Raw genomic sequence first — 22,302 nt, 5'->3', positions numbered from 1 at the left:
AAAAAACAAACTCAAAAACAAAAAACAGGCATAAAAACAAACACACTATCGAGTTCACAAACAACACCCACACACCCCAAAACAGCCACAAAAAACCGCAACCATCAAAAAAAGGGGAGGAAGCAACCACGCCACAATCACAAACCCACAACCACAAACAGTCTCAAAGGCCTGCAACCACCCGGCGCAACAACAAAAACAATACCCACCCCACACCAAACCGTCAAATCAACCATCGCTTCGACCCGAGCAACACCACACCGCGAAAAATCCCTAAATATCAACGAATACAGGTCAACACCAGCATCAAAAACACCGAAATGTGACCTGTCAGCGTTTTACATACCACAAAACTAGACCGTGATTGCGACCCAGATCTCCGTAGCAAACGCCGACTGTCACACGACGCCCAGACGTCGCCACATACAGACCCCTACACGCCACCCCACACAGATACCCCTACACGTAGCCACATACATGCGCTTGCGTGCGTACACGGCGACCACTACGTCAAAGAACACTGGGCATAATCCGTTTTTCCCGTCTACTCAAACGGAACAAATCCTGGGACAGTTCGCACCACTCAGCAAAGCACCACTATCGAGATGCAATTACCTGTTAGAAACGCACTGTGGGGCGGAAACGTAGTGTTTCCGCCCCACAGGTGAGTCCAATCAGGAAATCAATGCGATTCCCATACGGACGCTTCAGTCGTCGAATTCGATGACAGCAAGGTTGCGACGGCCCTTGCGGATCAGCAGTCGATGACCAGCTAGAACGTCGTCAGCCGTGAACACAGCTTCCACGTCCTCAAACTTGACGTTGTTCAGGTAGGCACCACCGGAATCAATCGTGCGACGTGCGGCGCCTCGTCCCTTTTCCAAACCGGTTTCAACCAACGCGTCAACCATCGTTGCCTCACCGAGCTTCAGAGTTGCGCGAGGAAGGTCCGACGTAGCAGAAGCCAAGGTGTCCGCATCGATTGCGCGCAGATCTCCGCCACCCCAGAGGGCGTTGGTTGCAGTAAGAACACGCTCATACTCTTCTTCGCCGTGAACAAGCTTCGTCACCTCAGCCGCCAGAGCCTTCTGGGCTGCACGCGCATGAGGACGCTCTGCAACCTCAACCTCAAGCTCTTCAATGCGAGCACGGTCAAGGAAGGTGAAGATCTTCAGGAAGCGAACAACATCGGCGTCCTCAACCTGCAGCCAGAACTGGTAGAAGGCGTAGGGGCTCATCATCGTCGGGTCGAGCCAAATCGCACCGCCCTCGGACTTACCGAATTTCGTACCATCAGCCTTCGTAATAATCGGGGTCGTCAGCACGTGCGACGCATCGCCGTCAACCTTACGAATCAAGTCAACGCCACCGATCATGTTGCCCCACTGATCGTTACCGCCGGTCTCAAGAGTGGCACCGTAACGGCGATGCAGTTCAAGGAAGTCGTTCGCCTGCAGGATCTGATAGGAGAACTCCGTGTAGGAAATGCCCTCATCCGATGCCAAACGGCGCGCAACGATGTCCTTACCGAGCATCGTGCCAACGCGGAAGTACTTACCGATACCGCGGAGCAAATCAATGGCGCTTAGTTCCTCAGTCCAGTCGAGGTTGTTCACCATCGTCGCCGCGGCTGCTCCTTCAAAATCGAGGAAACGCGAGATCTGGTTGCGCAAATTGTCTGCCCAACCGCGAACGACCTCGGTCGGCTGTAGCTGACGCTCACCCGATTGACGCGGATCGCCAATCTGACCGGTTGCCCCACCAACAAGTGCAAGTGGCTTATGACCGGCCAGCTGCAGGTGACGCATCAGAAGAATTTGAACAAGGTGTCCGTGATGCAGAGAAGCTGCAGTCGGATCGAAGCCACAATAAAAGGTGACCGGCCCGGCGTTCAGGTGCTCGCGAAGAGCATCAATGTCGGTGTGCTGGGCGATGAGACCCCTCCACTGGAGGTCATCCAGAATGTCGGTCACTTTAAAATCCTTCCATTTCGGCTCGAAGTAGCCGAGGCTATCTTAACGGGTTGGGGTGGACGCCCATTCACGGCATCCAGCAATACGGACAGCAAGTGCTTGTCGTTGTTCCTCAACGCGAACAGGAGCAGTTCCGCCCTTCCCAAGTCGCGCGGATACAGATCCTGCGACGTTCAGGACTTCGCAGACATCCGGGGTCAGATACGACGAGGCCGAGGTCAATTCTTCATCGCTGAGATCAGCAAGCTCGATGCCACGTCGCTCTGCCATCTTGACGCAAGCTCCAGAGATTTCGTGCGCGCTACGGAAGGGCACTCCCCTACGCACAAGCCACTCTGCGATGTCCGTGGCAAGCGAGAATCCCTGAGGCGCGAGCTCCGCCATGCGCTCTAAGTTAAGGGTCATCGTTTCGATCATTCCCGACACAGCGGGCAGCAAAACATCGAGCGTATCCAGCTGATCGAAGACCGGTTCTTTGTCTTCTTGAAGATCGCGATCGTATGCCAGCGGGATGCCCTTGAGCACCGTCAATAGGCTCATCAGATCACCGATCAGGCGACCAGCCTTACCGCGGGCGAGTTCAGCCACATCGGGATTCTTCTTCTGAGGCATGATCGACGATCCTGTTGAGAAAGAATCATCGAGAGTCACGTAGTCGAATTCCTTGGTGTTCCACATGATGATTTCTTCGCTGAGCCGAGAGATATCAACGCCGATCATCGCAAGGATAAAAGAGCACTCCGCAACGATGTCACGCGACGCGGTTCCATCGATCGAATTATCCACCGAATCATCAAAGCCGAGCTGACGAGCAACAGCCTGCGGATCCATGCCGAGCGTATTACCTGCCAGAGCGCCCGAACCATAGGGAGAAATCGCGGCACGCTTATCCCAATCGGCAAAACGTTCAACGTCACGAATCAGAGGCCAGGCGTGTGCCATCAGATGATGGGCCACCAAAACGGGTTGTGCGTGTTGCATATGAGTACGCCCCGGCATAACAGCATCACCAGCACGTTCAGCCTGCGACATAATCGCGTCCGCAACCTCCAAGACGAGGCTCGCAATATGGCGCGTCTCGTCACGCAAGTACATGCGGATCAGTGTTGCAATCTGATCATTACGCGAACGCCCCGCACGCAACTTTCCGCCAAGCTCACTACCTGCACGCTCAAGCAAACCACGCTCGAGTGCCGTATGGACATCCTCATCGTCCGGCGATGGAACAAACGCACCCGACGCGACATCGGCATCCAATTGCGCCAACGCTGTATGCATCGCATCGATTTCATCATCGCTTAAGAGGCCAGCCTCATACAGCGCGTCAGCGTGGGCATGAGAACCAGCAATGTCCACATGCGCTAGACGCCAATCGAAATGAGTAGAAACTGAAAGGGCTGCGAGCGCCTGCGCGGGACCACCGGAAAAACGGCCACCCCACAAAGCGGTCGGTGTTGTTCTCTCTTGTGAAGTCACGGGTTCATCATTCCTTGCCCTCGCGACAAACTCCAATTCGCGAGACGTTTAAACGGACCATATTTTGCAAACAGTGAAGCAAACGGTTGTTTCTTCGCCACCCACGCTGCCAAGATGACAAAAAGAATCCAGTTGCCTTCAAACAAAAGGCGGGATTCAACCGTCGACTGAATAATCAATGCCGACGCAATCATTGCTGGCATTACAACCCTGCGGGATTCATCGATATGGCGCACAGCGTAAATGAACGTGCCGAAGAATACCGTCGCAACGGCGACGCTCAGAATTGAGACTCCGATAATGCCCGTCTGGAAAAGAGCCTCGATAAACGAGTTGTGAGCCTGAGTTGTCGGAGTTCCATCACCGCGACGAATGAAATTCGAAAAAACAGGCACATCCCCCTGATAGCCAATAGTGAAGCCCCATCCGAGAATCGGATGCTGGCTCCACATGGGAACAAGCGCCTTCCAGATGTCACCACGACCTGAAAAATCCGGGGAACGACCAAGGAAGTCAGTGATCGCCAAACGATTAAACAGTGCGATCACCGCTCCTGTCAGAGTCAGCGAGGTAATCAAAGAAATCAGGGCGGGACGATGAGGACGCGTCACCGACTTCACCAAACCGAAAGACATTGCGATCGCCATACAGATGATGACCGCGACGGTGACCGTTCCTGAACGCGTCAGAGTGATTGTCACAATCGAAATGATCAGCCAGATAATCGTTGACGTCGTGTTTTTATACGTTGACATCCATTTGACAAGCAAACAGAGAATCAACAGCAACGCAATAAACGCAAGCGGATTCCGATTGCCGGGGAAGCCTTGAATAGGGCCGCCATTAAAAAGATCTCCATAAACCCAATAGGACATATCGGGCACGGATTCCTCAGCACGGATCATTGGAATCGGAGCTAAGCGCTGTTTCCAGATAAGAGCGGTGAACAGCTCAAGAGCGTAGGAAACAATCAGAATGACCTTGAACGAAACGATGAGAAGATTCGCTGTTTCCGTAAACGTGTAGCAGGCAGAAATCGCCAAACCTGTAAGAGTCACGCCGATTGTCACGACGGCAAACATCGCAGAATAATGCGGATATTGCGACCATATGACCGATAAAGCGCACCACATGACGAACAGCAGTGTGGCAAGTGGATACGCAGCCTGTGTGAAACGAATCTGATTGAGATGCATCAGATATGCCAAAGCAACGAATAGTGTCACCATGACAACGGAAGACCCGTAGAAGCCAACGATATTACGTACGCCTTGGCCTGCGAATCCTAGAAAGAAGATTGCAATGGTGACGATATCTAAGGCTCGACGCTCAGGCGTCGTCTTCGCCCGATACCTGCGTAGAAACTCAACCGACTCTTTCATCGTGACCACTCTATCGAAAGAACGTGCCACGCCCCGGTGCCCATTGGGCACACTTAGATAAAGAAAACACGTGTGCCCAAGGTCAATTTCCTTGGGCACACGTGCATATCAGTGTTTGTCTGACCAAACGAGCGTCTGCTCAGTAGCCCTGCGAGTTACCCAGACGGACGTCACGAGCAGCCGCAAGCTTCGACTGCAGACCGTAGATATCAATGAATCCACGCGACGAGGACTGATCGAAGCTATCACCAGTCTCGTAGGTTGCCAGGTTGAAGTCATACAGCGAGGCCTCGGAACTCCGTCCGTTCACAGTTGCACGGCCACCGTGCAGAACCATACGAATATCACCGGTCACATACTGCTGAGTATCTTCAATGAACGCATCCATGGACTTCTTCAACGGTGAGTACCATTGGGCTTCATAGACCAATTCACCCCACATCTGCTCAAGACCACGCTTGTAGCGGCGCTGCATCCGTTCGAGGGTGATGGATTCCAGAGCCTGGTGTGCTTCGATCAAAGCGAGAGCACCGGGGGCCTCATAAATCTCACGTGACTTGATGCCAACCAGACGATCTTCGACCATGTCAATACGACCGATGCCTTGAGCGCCTGCACGGCGGTTCAGCTCTTGGATTGCTTCAAGCGGGGTGACTGCGCGACCGTCAATGGCTACCGGGATGCCCTTTTCGAAGGAAATGACAACCTCATCCGGAAGTGGCGGGTAAGTCGGATCATCGGTGTAAACGTAGACGTCCTTGGTCGGCGCGTTCCACAGGTCTTCAAGGAAACCAGTTTCGATTGCTCGACCCCACACATTCTGGTCGATCGAGAACGGGTTATGCTTCGTCGTTTCGATCGGCAGGTGGCGCTTCTCGGCGTATTCGATAGCAACGTCACGCGTCAGCGCAAGGTCACGAACCGGCGAGATGCAGTCCATGTCGGGGGCCATCGACGTAATCGAAACCTCGAAACGCACCTGGTCGTTACCCTTGCCGGTGCAACCGTGAGCAACAGTGTGTGCACCAAATTCGCGCGCAGCCTTCACCAGGTGCTTGGCGATCACGGGACGGGACAGAGCTGAAACCAGCGGGTACTTACCTTCATAGAGGGCATTCGCCTTCAGTGCCGGCATGCAGTATTCGTTGGCGAACTCGTCGCGAGCGTCTGCGACGTAGGCTTCCACCGCACCGCAGTCGAGTGCGCGCTGGCGGATGACCTCGAGGTCCTCGCCGCCTTGCCCCACGTCAACTGCAACCGCAACGACCTCGCGACCGGTCTGTTCGCCGATCCAACCAATAGCAACGGAGGTATCCAAACCACCCGAGTATGCGAGGACAACGCGGTCCTTATGCTCTGCCATGTTGTATTCCTTCTCTGATGAAAGTGTGAGAGTGGAGTGAATAAGAAAAGTGTGGGTTCAGTGAGTGGAAGATCCGGGTTCAGCAAGATCCATCAGGTACGACTGCGTCTGCTGCGCATCTTCTAAAGATCGACAAATCACAAGGATTGTGTCGTCGCCCGCGATTGTTCCCGCAACCGCGTCAAGACGAACAGCGTCGATAGCTGACGCCAAGAGATTAGCTGCCCCAACCGTTGTCCTGAGCACCAGCTGATGGTCGACAAGGATTGAGGTAACGAGGATCGACTGGCACCATTTCTGCAAGCGTTCATGTCCGGCTTCACCTTCGTGGGTTGCTCCCCCATCAATATCGGGAACGGAGTAGATGCGAGTGCCGTCAGCCACACGAATCTTTGTCGCACGCATATCGACAAGGTCGCGCGACAGAGTTGCCTGAGTAACGTCAATACCTTGCTCACGCAACAGATCGCGAAGATCCTTTTGCGAACCGATTGATCCGCTCGCAAGAATTGAACGAATTGCTTCACGTCGCGCAGCGGGCGTTTGTGTGCTTCGATCTCCCATATGCATGATTATACATAACTATGTATAAATTGCACAATGGCGCGAGGCGCCAAAATCAGCGCTGTTCGAGATCCTTCAGAATCGAATCAGTCCACTCGTTGATCTCATCCCAGTCGCGGAAATCGCCTTCCACAACACCGGCAAGACGTGCAACCGAGCGTTCACGCAACGAAAGCAACGATGGGGTGTAGCGACCAGCAAAAGAATGAAGATCAATAGCACTGACGCGAGTCAGAAGCGGACCGATACGAGTCGGATCCTGAGGGGCATGCTTCGGAACACCATTCATACCAACCGAGAATGCCCACACGGGCTTGTTTTCAAGCTGGGTACTAAAACGATCCATGAAATCGTGCGCTTCATCCATCCACTGCAGGATATAAACAGCCGAACCGCAAATCACAGCGTCATAAGCGTCAACAGAAGTAACATCCTCCGGCGCGATGCGATCAGCCGTGTGACCGGCATCTTCGAGTCGCCTCGCAATCGCGTCGGCAACTTCGTTCGTTGAACCATGCTTTGAAGAGGCAGTGACAAGGATATGCATAGCTATAAGTGTGGCAGAAAGCCGGGCTGGAGTCGCGCTGATATCTCGTACTGAGTCAAGATACACAAGGCTCGGACTCCAGCCCGGCTGTTCTATCGGTCATCGTGGCCCGTCAGAGGCCTCGTTAACTAGGAGCGCAACTGTGCTCCCAGCACCTTGCCCGCCTTCGCGACAACACTTTCGCGAACCTCACGAACCTCGTCGGCACTCAGCGTGCGATCCGGCGCACGCAACTTCAGAGCGAACGCCAGCGAGCGAACGTCAGCGCCAAGTGCCTCGGATTCGAAGATGTCGAACAGCGTTACTTCTTCAAGCAACGCTCCCCCGCCCTGGCGAACAACCTGCTCGACGCGAGCAACAGGGATCGACTTCGACACAACAAGAGCGATGTCTTCCTTCGCAATCGGGTAGGTCGAGACGGGCTTCACCTGCGTCGGCTCACCGCTCATCGCCTCAATCAGAGCAGACAGATCAATCTCTGCGGCGCACGAACGGGCCGGCAAGCCAAACGACGTGCACACGCCGGGGTGGAGTTCGCCAGCCATCGCGATATCAATCAGATCGCGACCACGGCGGACGAATACGCGAGCAACACGGCCCGGATGCCACGGAGCAACATCAGCCGGATCCGATGCAGGTTCAGGCATCAGCGGACCGGGCACCTTCTTGTAGTCGGCATCCCACGCGCGAGTGACCTCAATGCGAACGCCCAGAAGAGACGCAATATTCTCGACCGTTTCAAGAGCATCCGACCATGCGAACGTGCGCGCAGGCTCGACAAGCGGCGAAGCCGAGGCGCGACCGGCAAGGACAACACCCACATGCCACGGCTGAGCAGGAGTGCCAGCACGCAGTCCAGCAAGTTCCTCAGCAGTCGGGCGCTGTTCAGCACTCAGAAGATCGGCAGGAACTGTGCCTGCAGGGCGAACAACAAGTCCGGTTTCAAACAGCGCCACACGGTCGCTACCGCGTGCAACGTTGCGTCCGGCAACGTCAAGCAAGGTGTCAATGATCGAGGTGCGCAACAGAGGTGCATCATCAGCAAGCGGGTTACGAAGCTTCAGAGCCTGACGACGGTCATCGCCCTGAGCGAGGCGCTGACGATCAAAGGAATCCGAAACGAACGGATAGCTGAGAACCTCAACCAAACCAGAAGCTGCAAGCGACGCAGAAACGTGACGACGCGCCTGCTGAGCTTCAGTCAAACCAGCACCGGCAGGAGCCGACGGCAGAATCGACGGAATAGTGTCGAAACCGTCAAGACGCGCAATTTCCTCGACTAGGTGGGCAGAACCGGTCAGGTCGGGACGCCACGTCGGAACGGTCACGTTGAAGATTCCATCTTCGATTTCGTCGAGCGTGCAACCAATTTCAGTGAGAAGCTCCTCAACGCGTTCCTTCGAGTAGTCGACGCCGATCAAGCGGGCGGCATCGGTGTACGGGAAACGAATTGACGAGGCCGGCGCGACTTCGTTGAAGTCGGACACTGCTGCATCTGCCGTTCCCCCGCCGTACTCAACCAGCAGGTCAACAGCTCGTTGAGCTGCGACAGGAGCAAGCTGGGGATCAGTGCCACGTTCGAAGCGCTTCGACGCTTCAGACGGCAGGTGGTGACGACGTGCGGTACGGGCGACCGACACCGCATCAAAGTGAGCGGCTTCGAGGAGAATATCCGTCGTGGAATCCTCGACCTCCGAATACTGGCCACCCATAACACCGGCCATGCCGATGATGCGTGATCCTTCACCGTTCGGAGAATCCGTGATCAGCAGATCCTGCGGATCCAGTTGCCGATCGACCTCATCCAGCGTGGTCAGACGCTCACCGGCGCGGGCGCGACGGACAACGATCGGAGCTTCAAGAGCATTCAGGTCGTAGGCGTGCATTGGCTGCCCAAGGTCGAGCATCACGTAGTTGGTGATGTCAACGGCCAGGGAGAGGCTACGCATTCCTGCTGCTTCGAGACGCTCGATCATCCAACGCGGGCTGGGAGCCGAGGGGTTCACGCCACGAACAATGCGGGTGACAAAACGGTCCGCACCGGGCTTACCGTGGATCGGCGCGTCGTCTGCGATACGCACCTCGAATCCGTCAGCGGTTGCCTGGGGCACCGAAGCGACGAGGTTTCCAACCAGACCAGGATCCGTGAACTTCGCACCCGTCGAGTGCGCGAATTCGCGTGCGACACCGCGCATTGAGAAGCAGTAACCGCGGTCAGGGGTCACGTTGATCTCAAGAGTCTCTTCGCCCAAGCCGAGGAAACCGAGCAGGTCAGAACCTGGAGCAGGAATCTCGCAGTCCGGGAAGTACTTCGGCAACACGATGATGCCATCGTGCTCGTTGCCCAGTCCCAGTTCGCGGGCGGAGCAAATCATGCCATCGGAAATGTGACCGTAGGTCTTACGCGCTGCAATCGCGAAATCGCCGGGAAGAACTGCACCGGGCAGGGAAACAACAACGAGATCGCCCTCAACGAAGTTGTGAGCACCGCAGATGATGCCACGGCTTGGCAGATCCGAAGGTTCCTTACCGGTACCCGGCTCGTCGTTGTACTGACCAACGTCGACGCGACAGTAATTGACAGTCTTGCCGTTGGAGGCAGTTTCCTTCACCAGGGTCAGAACCTTGCCAACAACCAGCGGACCGGTGACCTTTGCGGGGTGGATTGCTTCTTCTTCCAGACCAACCTTCACCAGCGCTGCTGCAAGCTGCGCAACATCAAGCTCAGCGGGAACCTCGACGTGATCGGCGAGCCAAGAAATCGGAACCATTGGCATGTCAGTGTCCCTTTCCAATCAAACCGAACTGCTGGCTGAAACGAACGTCACCTTCAACGATGTCGTGCATGTCAGCAATTCCGTGGCGGAGCATGAGGGTGCGTTCAATACCCATACCGAATGCGAAACCGGTGTAGACCTCCGGATCAATTCCGTTTGCCCTGAGAACGTTGGGGTTCACCATGCCACAACCACCGACTTCAATCCAGCCGGCGCCACCCTTCTTCTGCGGGAACCAAATATCAAGTTCGGCGCTGGGCTCAGTGAAGGGGAAGAACGACGGGCGCAGGCGCGCCTTCGCTTCGGGACCGAACATTGCCTGAGCAAAGTGATCGAGTACGCCCTTCAGGTGCGCCATGGTCAGGCCCTTATCAACGGCCAAACCTTCGACCTGGTGGAAGACCGGGGTGTGCGTCGCGTCGAGAGCGTCAGAACGGAACACTTTGCCCGGGCATGCGACGTACAGCGGGACACCACGGTCAAGCATGGCACGCGACTGCACCGGCGACGTGTGAGTACGCATCACGAGGTGCCCATCATCAGCGTTCTGACCACCAGCAGAAGTGCCGTCAACGTAGAACGTGTCCTGCATCTGACGAGCCGGGTGGTCGATGTCGAAGTTCAGGGAGTCGAAGTTAAACCATTCGTGTTCAACTTCGGGGCCTTCAGCGATAGCCCAACCCATGGATGTAAACACATCTTCGATCTCTTCAATGAGAGTCTCGATCGGGTGACGTGCACCCGTCACCGTGCGATGTCCACCGGCAGTCACATCGACGGATTCTTCGCGAAGAACACGTGCCTCGTTCTCAGCTTCAAGCACCTCTTGACGGGCGGCGAGAGCCTTCGAAATCTGGCCACGAGCGCCACCGAGGTTCTTACCTGCGCTGCCACGGTCTTTGGGTTCGAGGGAACCGATGATGCGGTTGGCTGCGACCAGCGGGGCGTTGTCGCCAAGGAACGCTTGCTTTGTGGCCTTGAGTTCTTCGAGTGAAGATGCGGCTTCAATATCTGAAAGTGCAGCTGTGACGAGGGCGTCGACGGCTGCGCTATCCAGTGGATTGAGGTCAGGGGCTTCCTGGGCCATGTCCTGTTTCCTCCAATTAGATCTCGTTTTGAACGCACTATATGCCCTGCCATGATAGTCCGAGCCTGCAAGATACTGCGTTGTCGTCCACATGGGGTCACTCACGCTGGCTTCATATCTTCGTTGTCTGCACAGTCAGCGTCATATAGGAGCCTCGTTGCCTGGCCATCTGCCCGAGATGAACGAAAGGACTAGTCTTATTGGTATGACTCATGCATCTGATTTAGCCAAGCGTGCGCCACTTGGAACCTTGAAACCGGGAACTATCTCCCCTGTTCGTTTAGTCCCATCTCATATTGATCGTCCTGAATACATGTTCCACGAGGGTCCGGAGCGCGTGACTGCGTCGGATATTAAGGACGTGTCGACGATCGAGCGTATTCGTCACGCGGGCCGTATTGCTGCTCAGGCTCTGGAGGCTGTGGGCAAGAGCGTCGCACCGGGCGTGACGACCGACGAACTCGACCGTATTGGCCACGAGTTCCTCATTGACAACAATGCCTACCCGTCATGCTTGGGCTATATGGGTTTCCCGAAGTCTTTGTGCACGTCGATCAACGAGGTCATCTGCCACGGCATTCCCGACGATCATCCGTTGGAAGAAGGCGACATCGTGAACGTTGATATCACCGCCTATGTTGATGGTGTTCACGGTGATACTTGCGCGATGTTCGAGGTTGGCAAGGTCGACGAGGAATCGCACCTTCTGATTGAACGCACGCATGAAGCGATGATGCGTGGCATTAAGGCTGTTGGTCCGGGTCGTGAAATCAACGTGATCGGTCGTGTCATTGAACGTTATGCGAAGCGTTTCGACTACGGCGTGATCCGCGATTACACGGGGCACGGTGTGGGCGAGGCTTTCCACTCAGGTCTGATTGTTCCTCACTACGATGCTGCACCCGCGTATTCGACGATGATGGAGCCCGGTATGGTCTTCACGATTGAGCCGATGTTGACCCTTGGTGGCATTGATTGGGAGCAGTGGGACGATGACTGGACCATTGTGACCGCTGACCGTTCACGTACTGCTCAGTTTGAGCACACCATCGTTGTCACCGAAGACGGTGCGGAGATTTTGACGCTTCCGTAAGTCTGAGGCTGGCACATTTTTGCTGATCGACGAGGTCGCGCGGACGTAACTGTTCGCGTGGCCTTGTTGCTCGGCTCTACGATACGATAGCGACTGAGTCGAACAATGATGTTTCGGAAGGGATCATTCGCACAATGACGACCGTTGGATGTGGAATCGATATTGGTGGATCTGGCGTGAAAGCAGCGCTGGTCGACCTGGAGACTGGTGAGTTCATCGGCGAACGTATTCGCATTGAAACGCCCAAGCCTGCAACCCCTGATGCAGTTGCTGATGTTTGTCGTCAGCTTCTTGAAGGTCTTGAGGTTGCCTCCGATATTCCTGTCGGAATTACCTTCCCAGCTCCAGTGATTCACGGCGTTATTCCTTTTATGGCGAATCTGGATGATTCGTGGGTTGGTGTGAATGTCATTGACCTGATGGAAAAGCACCTTGGTCGCACGGTTGTTCCACTCAACGACGCTGATGCTGCTGGTCTGGCAGAGGTCGTTTACGGTGCTGCGAAGGATGTCCCGGGTCTGGTCATTGTCACGACGCTCGGTACAGGAATCGGTTCGGCTCTGATCATGGACGGCAAGCTCGTCCCCAACTCTGAGCTCGGCCACCTTGAGATCGACGGCCACGACGCCGAGACCCGTGCTTCGTCCGGTCAGAAGACGCTTCAGGATCTGTCGTGGAAGAAGTGGGCGAAGCGCCTTCAGAAGTACTACAGTCACGTTGAAATGCTGTTCAGCCCCGACCTGTTCGTGGTCGGCGGTGGCGTGTCGAAGAACCACGCGAAGTTCATGCCGCTGCTTGATCTGAAGACAAAGATGGTCCCGGCTGAGCTTCGTAATACCGCCGGCATCGTCGGTGCAGCGTGGTATGCGGCCTCCAGGCCTCGTGAATAATTCACTCGCACAACCTTGAAGGCAACTACCTACTCGGTAGCGCACAGTAACGTAGGGTGGCGTGCCATCAATCAGGCATTCTTTATCCGCAGTATTAGCCGTTGAAAGAAAAACGAAGGAGTAAGCGCTTCCGGCGCGGAATGTATAGCGGGGGCGTCACTTATCGTCCTCGCCACGAGCAGGCTGGACACGCGCTCCATAGCTCCACGCACGATTCATTCGTCAGTGCAATGGAATTCTTCCTTGTGCCTCCCCACCCCTCTTACCGCGCGCGTTCTTTATTAGTCACGCTGAGCGAGGCCCCGCAGAACGTACTGCAGGATGCCACCATGTCGGTAGTAGTCAGCCTCACCGGGCGTATCGATACGCAGACGCGCATCGAAGGTAACGGAGGTACCGTCTTCGCGCAGGGCTTCGACCGTCAGAGCCTGCGGGGTTATGCCCTGATTCAATGCGGTGACACCGTGGATTGAGAAGACCTCATCACCGGTCAATCCCAAAGAGTCACGCGTCTGCCCTTCGAGGAACTGCAAGGGCAAGACGCCCATGCCGATGAGGTTCGAGCGGTGAATACGTTCAAAGGATTCAGCGATCACGGCCTTCACGCCGAGCAACGAGGTTCCCTTTGCTGCCCAGTCACGCGACGAGCCAGAACCGTATTCCTTGCCACCGAGGACAACGAGGGGTGTGCCCATGGCGCGATAGTCGACGCTGGCGTCATACACGGTTGAAACCGGTGCACCCGGGCGAGCAAAGTTCTTCGTGAAACCGCCTTCAATACCGGGAAGCATCTCGTTACGAATACGGATATTTGCGAACGTACCGCGGATCATGACCTCATGGTTGCCTCGGCGAGAACCGTAGGAGTTGAAGTCCTTGCGCTCGACTCCGTGGCTCATTAGGTACTGCCCCGCGGGGGTTTCCGGCTTGAAAGCGCCAGCCGGCGAAATGTGGTCGGTTGTCACCGAGTCGCCGAGCTTCAGCAGAACGCGAGCACCTTCGATATCCGAGACTGGAGCAGGCTCCAGGCTCATGCCCTCGAAATACGGGGGCTTACGCACGTAGGTGGATTCTTCGTTCCATGCGAAAACATGGCCTTCGGGGGTGTTCAGAGAGCGCCAGCGTTCATCGCCAGCGAAGACATCCGCGTAGTCGTTTTCGAACATGGAGCGGTCGATCGACGCGTCGATTGTTTTTTGTACTTCGTCGGCGTCCGGCCAGATATCGCGCAGATAGACTTCAGAACCATCTGCGGGGTCGATTCCCAGCGGATCATTCTCGAAGTCGAAGTCCATCGTGCCAGCTAACGCGTAGGCGATGACAAGTGGCGGGGACGCTAGGTAATTCATCTTCACGTCGGGGTTGATGCGACCTTCGAAGTTACGGTTGCCCGACAGAACCGACACGACAGCGAGGTCGTTGTCGTTCACCGCAGCAGAAACCTCGGGAGCTAGCGGGCCAGAGTTACCGATACAGGTAGCGCACCCATAGCCAACCAGGTTGAAGCCCAAAGCATTGAGGTCGTCCCAGAGGCCTGCCTTCTCATAGTAGTCGGTGACAACCTTGGAACCGGGTGCCAGAGAAGTCTTCACCCACGGCTTCGACGTCAGACCACGCTTCACAGCGTTACGTGCCAGCAGACCGGCAGCCAACATGACCGATGGGTTCGACGTATTCGTGCACGAAGTGATCGACGCGATCGCCACATCACCGTGGTTCAGGCGAGTCTTCGTTCCATCGGCTAGCATCAACTCAACATCCTCACGCGGACCATCCGGCGCGTAGATGCCGATTGTCTTCTCGAACATATCTTTCGAGTCCGACAGCTCGATACGGTCCTGCGGGCGCTTCGGGCCTGCAATCGAAGGAACAACCGTCGACAGATCGAGTTCAAGGTATTCGGAATAGCGGACCTCGCGTGAAGGATCATGCCAGAGACCCTGCTTCTTCGCGTATGCCTCAACTAGGGCAATCGATTCTTCGCTCCGACCCGTCAGGCGCAGATAGTCAAGCGTGACCTCGTCAATTGGGAAAATGGCGGCAGTGGAGCCGAACTCCGGCGACATATTGCCAATCGTTGCGCGGTTAGCGAGCGGAACTGCGCCCACGCCGCCGCCGTAGAACTCGACGAACTTGCCGACAACTCCGTGTGCGCGCAGCATCTGCGTAATCGTGAGCACGACGTCGGTAGCGGTTGCGCCAGCGGGGATTTCCCCCTTCAGCTTGAAGCCAACAACACGCGGGATCAGCATCGAAACAGGCTGGCCAAGCATGGCTGCTTCGGCTTCAATACCACCGACGCCCCAGCCGAGCACACCGAGACCGTTGACCATCGTGGTGTGCGAGTCAGTGCCGACGCAGGTGTCGGGGTAGGCGATCTTCGAACCGTCGGCCTCATCTTTGACGAAAACCGTGCGGGCGAGATGCTCGATGTTGACCTGGTGAACGATGCCGGTTGACGGCGGGACGACGCGGAAGTTGTCGAATGCGCCCTGACCCCAGCGGAGGAACTGGTAGCGCTCCTGGTTGCGTTCGTATTCGCGTTCAACATTGCGTTCGAATGCGATCGAGGTACCGGCAACATCAATCTGAACGGAGTGGTCGATGACCATTTCAGCGGGGGCCAGTGGGTTAATCAGAGTCGGGTCGCCACCGAGGTCAGCTACTGCTTCACGCATCGTTGCGAGATCCACGATGCAGGGAACGCCGGTGAAATCCTGCATGATGACGCGCGCAGGGGTGAACTGGATTTCGGTGTCAGGCTCACCGTCCGGATCCCACGATGCGAGCGCTTTGATGTGCTCGGCGGTGATGTTTGCTCCGTCTTCGGTGCGCAACAGGTTTTCCGCAAGAACCTTCAGTGAGTACGGAAGCTTGTCGAGGCCATCGACCGCGTCAAGCGAGTAAATCGTGTAGTCCTGAGAATCAACGCTCAGGGTGGTTTGTGCTCCGAATGAGTTCACGGATGTCATGACCCCTCCTCCACTGTTGCGCACACACTTAAGTATCTTGATATCAAGATTACTTGCTGACGCGGTGTCCGCAAGCAGAAATGGGACAGATTCGTTGAATTCAGACTTTTCGGCGAATTCTCGGCTTCCCTCAGATGGCGTACGAGGCCCGCACACAACACTCGCCTCAGAAATCAACAACATCGGCGTACTGAAAACCCGCGGATGTTGGTTCTCAGTTAACGAAAGGCACAAAAGATGCCAGCAATTCATGCGAGCCAATCATTTTTCCATCCACACCATGTCTACCACCGGTCAAACGTGAAACCGCATTGATGGAAGGCTCCGACCAACTCATAGTCCATGCGCTCATGGAAACGAATCGATGACTCGTTCAGATGGGAATCAGCGCTAGGCAGTGCCCTCGTCCGTATTCGTAGCGCTGATCCGCAATAGCAGGCAGTGGCTGGCGGCCATCGAGAACAGCAAAAGCACGAGATAGTACGGGAATAGCGCGACAGAAACACGGTTCGCAATCAACCCAAAAAACGGTGGCATGGCGAGGGTGCCCACATAGGCGGTTGCCATCTGGACGCCGATAATCGCCTGCGATTTGTCCGCTCCGAAGCGCTCAGGTATTGCGTGGATGATGCTCGGATACACCGGAGCACACCCCAAACCAATCACCACAAGCCCCATCAACGCGATGATGTTATGGCCTGGGATCACCATGGTGGCGATACCGATGACAATCAAGGCTTCACCACCAATAATCATCTGATCGTCGCTAAATCGAATGGTCAGGAAACCACTGAGCGCCCGCCCCACCGTAATACCAACGAAGAACAGCGCTGCGTACGAAGCGGCGTCTTCAGCCGATACTCCGCGGTGGAGGTTCAGGTAGCTGGCAGCCCAGAGTCCAGCTGTAGCTTCGATCGCGCAGTAGCAGAAGAAAGCGAGCATCACTGCTTTTGCGCCACGGATGCGAAGAATCTGCACCGGGGTCACAGGGGTACGAGGCCGCGCTTGACGATCATCAGCATTCGCCTGGTGTGTGAGCGCGGAGTTGGCGTCACCCACACCGATATTGACAGGTGTTTTCTTCCATAGGGGAAGACTGATGAAGAGCAACGCCGCCAAGACGATCTGCAACAGGCCAATGATTCGATACCCACCAGCCCAACCAGCATGCCCGGTAAGCGCGTACCCCATGATGTACGGGCCAAGGCTGGCGCCTACGCCCCACATGCAGTGCAACCAGCTCATATGTCGCGACTTGTAATGAAGAGCGACGAAGTTGTTCAGCGACGCATCAACGCTACCCGCGCCCAAACCGTAAGGAATCGCCCAAAGACAAAGCTCAAGGAATGACGTTGAGAAGGAGAAACCGAGAAGGGCAACAGCGGTCATCACGACGCTCGTTGCTGTCACCTTGCCGGTGCCAAAACGCAGGGTCAGGCGATCGGAGTTCAGGGAGGAAACGATGGTACCCGCTGCAATCAGCATCGAAATGATGCCCGCGTACGAAACAGGGACTTCAATCTGCGGATAGATCGACGGCCACGCCGCACCTAACAGCGAGTCTGGCAGACCCAAGCTGATGAAGGCGACGTAAACGACGGCAAGCAAGAGTTGCATGAAGCTCCATGTATCGATTGACAGGCGCGTGAAGCTCTAGTGTATGCTTCCGACGCCTAGACGAGTGACTGGTCGCAGTTCAAAAACTGGGGTTCGTCAGCGACATGCAGAAGATAACTCTTCATTCAACGAGCCCTCATAATGAGTTCCATCTGCTCCACACTTTCACGGGTATTTCCCCCATTCCCACACCGCTACAGTAGCGCCAAAACGCGAAGTGAGCCGATTCAGCTACCAGAAGAGACAAGGCCAAACCGCGACAAGGATCAGCGAAACGATGCCAACGCGTAAGAAACGAAAGTCAATCTGAGGGGGAGAGAACCGACAGAGTCAATTCACGCGTTGAAGCAAAGCAACTGTCTCTAGGTGATGCGTATGCGGGAATAAATCCCACGCATTGAGACTGGCCAATTCATACCCCGCTTCGGTGAGCAGGCGCATGTCACGGGCACCGGCAGCAGGATCACATGACACTAGGACAATCTTCGATGCACCACACTGAGCAATAGCCTCGGTCACCTCACGACCTGCACCCGCGCGCGGAGGATCAAGAACAATGACATCCGGGCGTCCTTCTAGCCCCGCTACAAGTTCACGAACACCTTCAGCGTCGACATTCCCAACATAGGGTTCAACCCAGCCAAAGGGCGCGCAGTTCTCGCCTGCGTCTTCGACCGCACCCTCGGATCCTTCCAAGGTAACAATGCGACCGCGTGCACCAACAGCCTTTGCCATCGGAAGACTGAACAGGCCAGCACCCGAATACAGCTCCATCACCCGGTCGCCTTCAGACAGACAAGCAACACCCATGACTGCGTTTGCAAGAACTTCAGCGCCCATGACATGCGTCTGCCAGAAGCCCCCAACACGAACGCGGTACTCCAGTTGCTCACCGTTCACCCAGACATGCCAAGGCAATCGCGTTTCCGTGAACTTTTCACCCAACGAGTTGAATGTTCCGCGAGGAGTTACGACGACCGGAGAGCCACCGTCAGGCGCAACAACGCGCACACGGTCAGCAGGCTCAAAGAAGGGAGCCCATTCAGAGTTCGCACCCCACAGGCCCAATCGTTCAATCGACTCTGAAGCCAATGGCATCGAATCTAGAGCAATGACATCTTTGCCACGATAGGTGTACATACCGGCCAAGCCAGCGCGATCAATGACGACCTCGATGCGCGTTCGACGGTGCAATAAAGTCTGGTCGGCCTCGTCCCCAGGAGCTGGGCGCACTGTAACACCGCCGAGATCCTCAACGCGGGCCGACAGAGCCTCGCCACCAACGCGACGAAGCTGGCCACGCAGAACCGTCTCTTTCCACGCGCGCTGACCCGCGGGCACCACATGAGCGAGCTCACCACCGCCAACAGCACCAGGGCCAGCCTGTGGCCACACGGACGGCACACGATCAGCAGATGCCTCAAGAACCTCTACAGCGTCAGCCCACGCAAGGTTCTTCTGCACCGACGTCACGCGTGCCTTCACCTTTTCGCCGGGCAATGTGTGACGGACAAAGACCACGCGCCCGGAAGCATCGCGGGCAACACACGCGCCACCGTGAGCCGGCTCGCCAACACGCAACTCAATAATCTCTTCGTTGCGTGGAGTGGCAGTGCGGTGATGATAACGGCGCTTGTTCATATGAAGCCTTTTCTAATCCCCGATGGCAGCAAAGCCTCACAGGAGAGTTGGATGTGAAGAAACGATTCTATTTCGTCGCCAACGAAGGCGGTCGCCTGTTTTCGTGGGCACTCGAATAGTGCTCATCGGACTTGAAGGGGTCGTTAATCAACTGACGACCTTCCACTTCGTCATCTTCGCCTAGCTTCCAGGGCACGGTCGTAATCACTACGCCGGGGACAGACAGGAGGGCACGACGAAGACGCACCGCAGTCTGATTGTGCATTGCATTTTCCCACCAATGACGGACAAGGAACTGGGGCATATACACAACCAGCATTTCGCCCGGAGTGCGACGGCGACGCCCGCGCACGTACTGCAACACAACCTGGTTGAGGTCGCGGTACGGACTCGACAGCAGGGTCAACGGGATCGGTAGACCAGATTCTTCCCATTCCTTGCGGATGTGGGCTTCCTCGTCATCGTCGGCAACGACGCTCACCAGTTCCAGAGCGGAGGGTTGCGAGGCGCGGGCCGCAGCAATAGCTCGCATAGACGGGCGAGAAAGGTTAGAGACCAGTACCAGGGCACGAACGCGGGTCGGAAGCGCACGCTTCGCCGACCAATCGTCGACGCGCAACTGAGAACGAATCTGCGTGTAGTGATGCTGAATGCCGAGCTGGACGCAGAAGACGACCGCAATCATGATCAGCGTAATCCACGCACCGTGCGTGAACTTCGTGGCCAAGACGATCAGCAGAACCAAGCCGGTCATCATAAAGCCGATGATGTTCACCGCACGCGAGCGCAACACGGCGCCTCGTTCTGAGCCGGTCTGGCGCATACGCAGAGCACGGTTCCAGTGACGAATCATGCCCAGCTGCGAAAGAGTGAAGGAGATAAACACACCGACCACGTACAGCTGGATCAGGCGCGTCGTCTGGGCTTCGAATCCAACGATCAAGATGATCGCTGCAAGAGCCAGAACAACGATGCCGTTCGAGTATGAAAGGCGATCGCCACGCTTGTAGAGCTGTCGCGGAAGGAAGGAATCACGGGAGAGAACCGACGCAAGAGTCGGGAAACCGTTAAACGCAGTGTTTGCTGCCAAAACCAGAATCAAACCGGTCACGGTCGTCACCAAGAGGAACAGGATTGATCCCTGGCCGAAAACAGCCGAAGCAATCTGACCAATTGCGGGAGACACAACCGTCTCTTCACCCACGGGCTGGCCGTTAAGTGTCAGCTGTTCGACGGCGTCATCGACAATCTTCACACCGGTTGCACGCGCCAAGATCAGGATCGACAGCATCATTGTTGCGGCAATCGAGCCGAGCAGTGCAAGCGTCGAAGCAGCATTCTTTGACTTGGGACGCTTAAACATGGGCACGCCGTTCGAGATTGCTTCAACGCCTGTCAACGCAGCGCAGCCGGAAGAGAACGCGCGCATCAGCAGGAACGCTCCCGCGAGGCTCGCCAGACCAGAGGAGAATTGATCGGAAGCAACCAGTTCGTATTGCGCTGTCGGCGCGTTCCCCAGGTGTCCTGTCGCCATCTGCACGAAGCCGACGATCACCATCAGCGCGATCGCACCCATGTAAATGTATGTCGGGATCGCAAATGCCCCACCTGCTTCTTTCGTACCACGCAGGTTCAACAGGGACAAGATGATGACAAGCGAAACTGCGATCAGAACCTCGTGCCCCGCAAGCGACGGCAGAGCAGTCGTGATGTAGGCAGCACCCGACGAAATCGATACGGCGACCGTCAGGATGTAGTCGACCAGCAGAGCTGATGCGACAACCAGACCCCACGTGCGACCAAGGTTCGTTGTGACAACCTCGTAGTCACCGCCACCCGACGGGTAAGCATGCACGGTCTGGCGGTATGACAACACAACAACTGCAAGAACCGCAGCGACGACGACACCAACCCAAATCGACTGCATGGCAGCCAAACCGCCCGCCAACGCTAAGGTCAGCAGGATTTCATCGGGGGCATAGGCGACCGATGACAGCGCGTCTGAGGCGAAGATCGGTAGCGCAATGCGCTTAGGCAGAAGCTGGTGTCCCATCGCGTCCGAACGCATCGGACGACCGATCAAAACACGTTTTGCTCTGGCGAAAACGTTATACAGCACGGGCTAAAGCGTAGCCCTATTAGCGTCAAAACAGCACTCCTTGGGGCAAATCTTCAGGTGATATCGAGAACATACGCTCTAGGCCACCTCTTCAGACGTGACGAAAGCACGCTGATGCGGGTATTTTAGGAGCGTGCATTTCGTCATTATGGGATGCGGTCGCGTTGGTTCTTTCCTCGCCACCGCTTTGGATGCTGATGGGCATTCAGTTGCAGTCATCGACGTTGATCCGAAAGCTTTCTCGCGTCTGCCGTCAGATTTTTCCGGCAAGCGCGTCACCGGCGTGGGTATGGATCGCGAAGCCCTGAAGAAAGCTGACATTAAAGACGCCTATGCTTTCGCAGCTGTCTCCAGTGGTGATAACTCGAACATCATTTCGACGCGTATCGCCCAAGAGACCTTCCACGTGCCACACGTTGTCGCACGAATTTATGATCCTGAACGCGCCTACGTGTACGAGCGTCTCGGCATCCCAACGGTTGCGACCGTGAAGCGCACGGCAGAATCAGTTCTGCGCCGTATGCTTCCCCCGGATGCGGCGGTCACATGGACGCACCCCACGGGCGAGGTTTCCTTGGTTACGGCGACGCCCGAGACATCGTGGTACGGCGTTTCTTTCCCGACAGTTGAAGAACTCACCGGCGAGCGTATTGCCTTCGTATCCCGTTTGGGGACTGTCGTGCCAGCGCGCCAAGACTTCGTGGTGCAAGAACACGACCAGCTGTACTTTGCGATCGGTGGAGCAGAGTCGACGCGCTTGCGTTCTATTCTGACGGCCGCCCCGAACTTTGAGGACTGATA

Annotated in this window: 16 protein-coding genes; 4 read left to right on the top strand and 12 right to left on the bottom strand. The window is 56.1% G+C overall.

The features are described 5' to 3' along the window. Positions 1-326, top strand: a 326-nt coding sequence (locus QP109_RS04765; RefSeq protein ID WP_285023639.1) for a hypothetical protein, incomplete at its 5' end; no start/stop codon positions are given. Between the two features lie 381 nt (positions 327-707). Here the strand turns inward: QP109_RS04765 and tyrS are convergent. The 8 genes from tyrS to pheS all read right to left on the bottom strand — a co-directional run bounded on the left by tyrS (position 708) and on the right by pheS (position 11,169). After that, complete coding sequence (tyrS, locus tag QP109_RS04760; RefSeq protein WP_285023637.1) at positions 708-1,973, bottom strand: tyrosine--tRNA ligase; 1,266 nt, start codon at positions 1,971-1,973, stop codon at positions 708-710. A 42-nt stretch (positions 1,974-2,015) separates the two neighbouring features. Continuing rightward, positions 2,016-3,449, bottom strand: coding sequence for an argininosuccinate lyase (gene argH, locus QP109_RS04755; protein WP_285023635.1), 1,434 nt, complete (start codon positions 3,447-3,449; stop codon positions 2,016-2,018). Further along, positions 3,446-4,831, bottom strand: coding sequence for an O-antigen ligase family protein (locus tag QP109_RS04750; RefSeq protein WP_285023633.1), 1,386 nt, complete (start codon positions 4,829-4,831; stop codon positions 3,446-3,448). The genes argH and QP109_RS04750 overlap by 4 nt, the downstream gene beginning before the upstream one ends. 139 nt (positions 4,832-4,970) lie before the next feature. After that, positions 4,971-6,194 carry an argininosuccinate synthase gene (locus QP109_RS04745; RefSeq protein WP_285023631.1) on the bottom strand — a complete coding sequence of 408 codons (1,224 nt, stop codon included), beginning with the start codon at positions 6,192-6,194 and terminating at the stop codon, positions 4,971-4,973. A gap of 57 nt (positions 6,195-6,251) precedes the next feature. After that, positions 6,252-6,764, bottom strand: coding sequence for an arginine repressor (locus QP109_RS04740; protein ID WP_285023630.1), 513 nt, complete (start codon positions 6,762-6,764; stop codon positions 6,252-6,254). 49 nt (positions 6,765-6,813) lie between these two features. After that, complete coding sequence (locus QP109_RS04735) at positions 6,814-7,305, bottom strand: flavodoxin domain-containing protein (RefSeq protein ID WP_285023629.1); 492 nt, start codon at positions 7,303-7,305, stop codon at positions 6,814-6,816. Between the two features lie 128 nt (positions 7,306-7,433). Next, positions 7,434-10,082 carry a phenylalanine--tRNA ligase subunit beta gene (gene pheT / locus QP109_RS04730; RefSeq protein WP_285023627.1) on the bottom strand — a complete coding sequence of 883 codons (2,649 nt, stop codon included), beginning with the start codon at positions 10,080-10,082 and terminating at the stop codon, positions 7,434-7,436. A 1-nt stretch (position 10,083) separates the two neighbouring features. Continuing rightward, a complete protein-coding gene (gene pheS / locus QP109_RS04725; protein ID WP_285023625.1) occupies positions 10,084-11,169 on the bottom strand; it encodes a phenylalanine--tRNA ligase subunit alpha in 1,086 nt (361 codons plus the stop codon). A gap of 205 nt (positions 11,170-11,374) precedes the next feature. Between pheS and map the strand changes: the two genes are divergently transcribed. Both map and ppgK read left to right on the top strand, forming a co-directional pair. Further along, positions 11,375-12,262, top strand: coding sequence for a type I methionyl aminopeptidase (gene map / locus QP109_RS04720; protein WP_101627211.1), 888 nt, complete (start codon positions 11,375-11,377; stop codon positions 12,260-12,262). 134 nt (positions 12,263-12,396) lie between these two features. Continuing rightward, complete coding sequence (gene ppgK / locus QP109_RS04715) at positions 12,397-13,152, top strand: polyphosphate--glucose phosphotransferase (RefSeq protein ID WP_285023624.1); 756 nt, start codon at positions 12,397-12,399, stop codon at positions 13,150-13,152. Between the two features lie 281 nt (positions 13,153-13,433). Here the strand turns inward: ppgK and acnA are convergent, their stop codons facing one another. The 4 genes from acnA to QP109_RS04695 all read right to left on the bottom strand — a co-directional run bounded on the left by acnA (position 13,434) and on the right by QP109_RS04695 (position 21,450). Continuing rightward, positions 13,434-16,124: an aconitate hydratase AcnA gene (gene acnA, locus QP109_RS04710; protein ID WP_285023622.1), complete on the bottom strand. Its 2,691-nt coding sequence runs from the start codon at positions 16,122-16,124 to the stop codon at positions 13,434-13,436. A gap of 390 nt (positions 16,125-16,514) precedes the next feature. Continuing rightward, on the bottom strand, positions 16,515-17,741 hold the full coding sequence (locus QP109_RS04705; RefSeq protein ID WP_285023620.1) for an MFS transporter: 1,227 nt from the start codon (positions 17,739-17,741) through the stop codon (positions 16,515-16,517). A gap of 330 nt (positions 17,742-18,071) precedes the next feature. Continuing rightward, complete coding sequence (locus tag QP109_RS04700; RefSeq protein ID WP_285023618.1) at positions 18,072-19,382, bottom strand: class I SAM-dependent RNA methyltransferase; 1,311 nt, start codon at positions 19,380-19,382, stop codon at positions 18,072-18,074. Positions 19,383-19,449: 67 nt separating this feature from the next. Next, complete coding sequence (locus tag QP109_RS04695; RefSeq protein ID WP_438271480.1) at positions 19,450-21,450, bottom strand: APC family permease; 2,001 nt, start codon at positions 21,448-21,450, stop codon at positions 19,450-19,452. Between the two features lie 199 nt (positions 21,451-21,649). Here QP109_RS04695 and QP109_RS04690 point away from each other — a divergent pair, with 199 nt between their 5' ends. After that, the gene (locus QP109_RS04690; RefSeq protein WP_101627219.1) at positions 21,650-22,300 is read left to right on the top strand and encodes a potassium channel family protein; all 651 of its coding nucleotides are present in this window, start codon (positions 21,650-21,652) and stop codon (positions 22,298-22,300) included. Positions 22,301-22,302 lie beyond the last annotated feature (2 nt).

This window comes from Pauljensenia sp. UMB9872 (genome assembly GCF_030212665.1).
Lineage (GTDB): Bacteria > Actinomycetota > Actinomycetes > Actinomycetales > Actinomycetaceae > Pauljensenia > Pauljensenia turicensis_B.
Note: the sequence above shows the minus strand (reverse complement) of the source record. Positions and strands in the feature narration are given on the sequence as shown.

What these genes read in the sequence shown, in the direction of transcription:
- QP109_RS04750 (WP_285023633.1), bottom strand. Translation starts at nt 4,831, where the DNA reads ATGAAAGAGTCGGTTGAGTTTCTACGCAGGTATCGGGCGAAGACGACG.
- QP109_RS04745 (WP_285023631.1), bottom strand. Translation starts at nt 6,194, where the DNA reads ATGGCAGAGCATAAGGACCGCGTTGTCCTCGCATACTCGGGTGGTTTG.
- QP109_RS04740 (WP_285023630.1), bottom strand. Translation starts at nt 6,764, where the DNA reads ATGCATATGGGAGATCGAAGCACACAAACGCCCGCTGCGCGACGTGAA.
- QP109_RS04735 (WP_285023629.1), bottom strand. Translation starts at nt 7,305, where the DNA reads ATGCATATCCTTGTCACTGCCTCTTCAAAGCATGGTTCAACGAACGAA.
- pheT (WP_285023627.1), bottom strand. Translation starts at nt 10,082, where the DNA reads ATGCCAATGGTTCCGATTTCTTGGCTCGCCGATCACGTCGAGGTTCCC.
- pheS (WP_285023625.1), bottom strand. Translation starts at nt 11,169, where the DNA reads ATGGCCCAGGAAGCCCCTGACCTCAATCCACTGGATAGCGCAGCCGTC.
- map (WP_101627211.1), top strand. Translation starts at nt 11,375, where the DNA reads ATGACTCATGCATCTGATTTAGCCAAGCGTGCGCCACTTGGAACCTTG.
- ppgK (WP_285023624.1), top strand. Translation starts at nt 12,397, where the DNA reads ATGACGACCGTTGGATGTGGAATCGATATTGGTGGATCTGGCGTGAAA.
- acnA (WP_285023622.1), bottom strand. Translation starts at nt 16,124, where the DNA reads ATGACATCCGTGAACTCATTCGGAGCACAAACCACCCTGAGCGTTGAT.
- QP109_RS04705 (WP_285023620.1), bottom strand. Translation starts at nt 17,741, where the DNA reads ATGCAACTCTTGCTTGCCGTCGTTTACGTCGCCTTCATCAGCTTGGGT.
- QP109_RS04700 (WP_285023618.1), bottom strand. Translation starts at nt 19,382, where the DNA reads ATGAACAAGCGCCGTTATCATCACCGCACTGCCACTCCACGCAACGAA.
- QP109_RS04695 (WP_438271480.1), bottom strand. Translation starts at nt 21,450, where the DNA reads ATGCGTTCGGACGCGATGGGACACCAGCTTCTGCCTAAGCGCATTGCG.
- QP109_RS04690 (WP_101627219.1), top strand. Translation starts at nt 21,650, where the DNA reads ATGGGATGCGGTCGCGTTGGTTCTTTCCTCGCCACCGCTTTGGATGCT.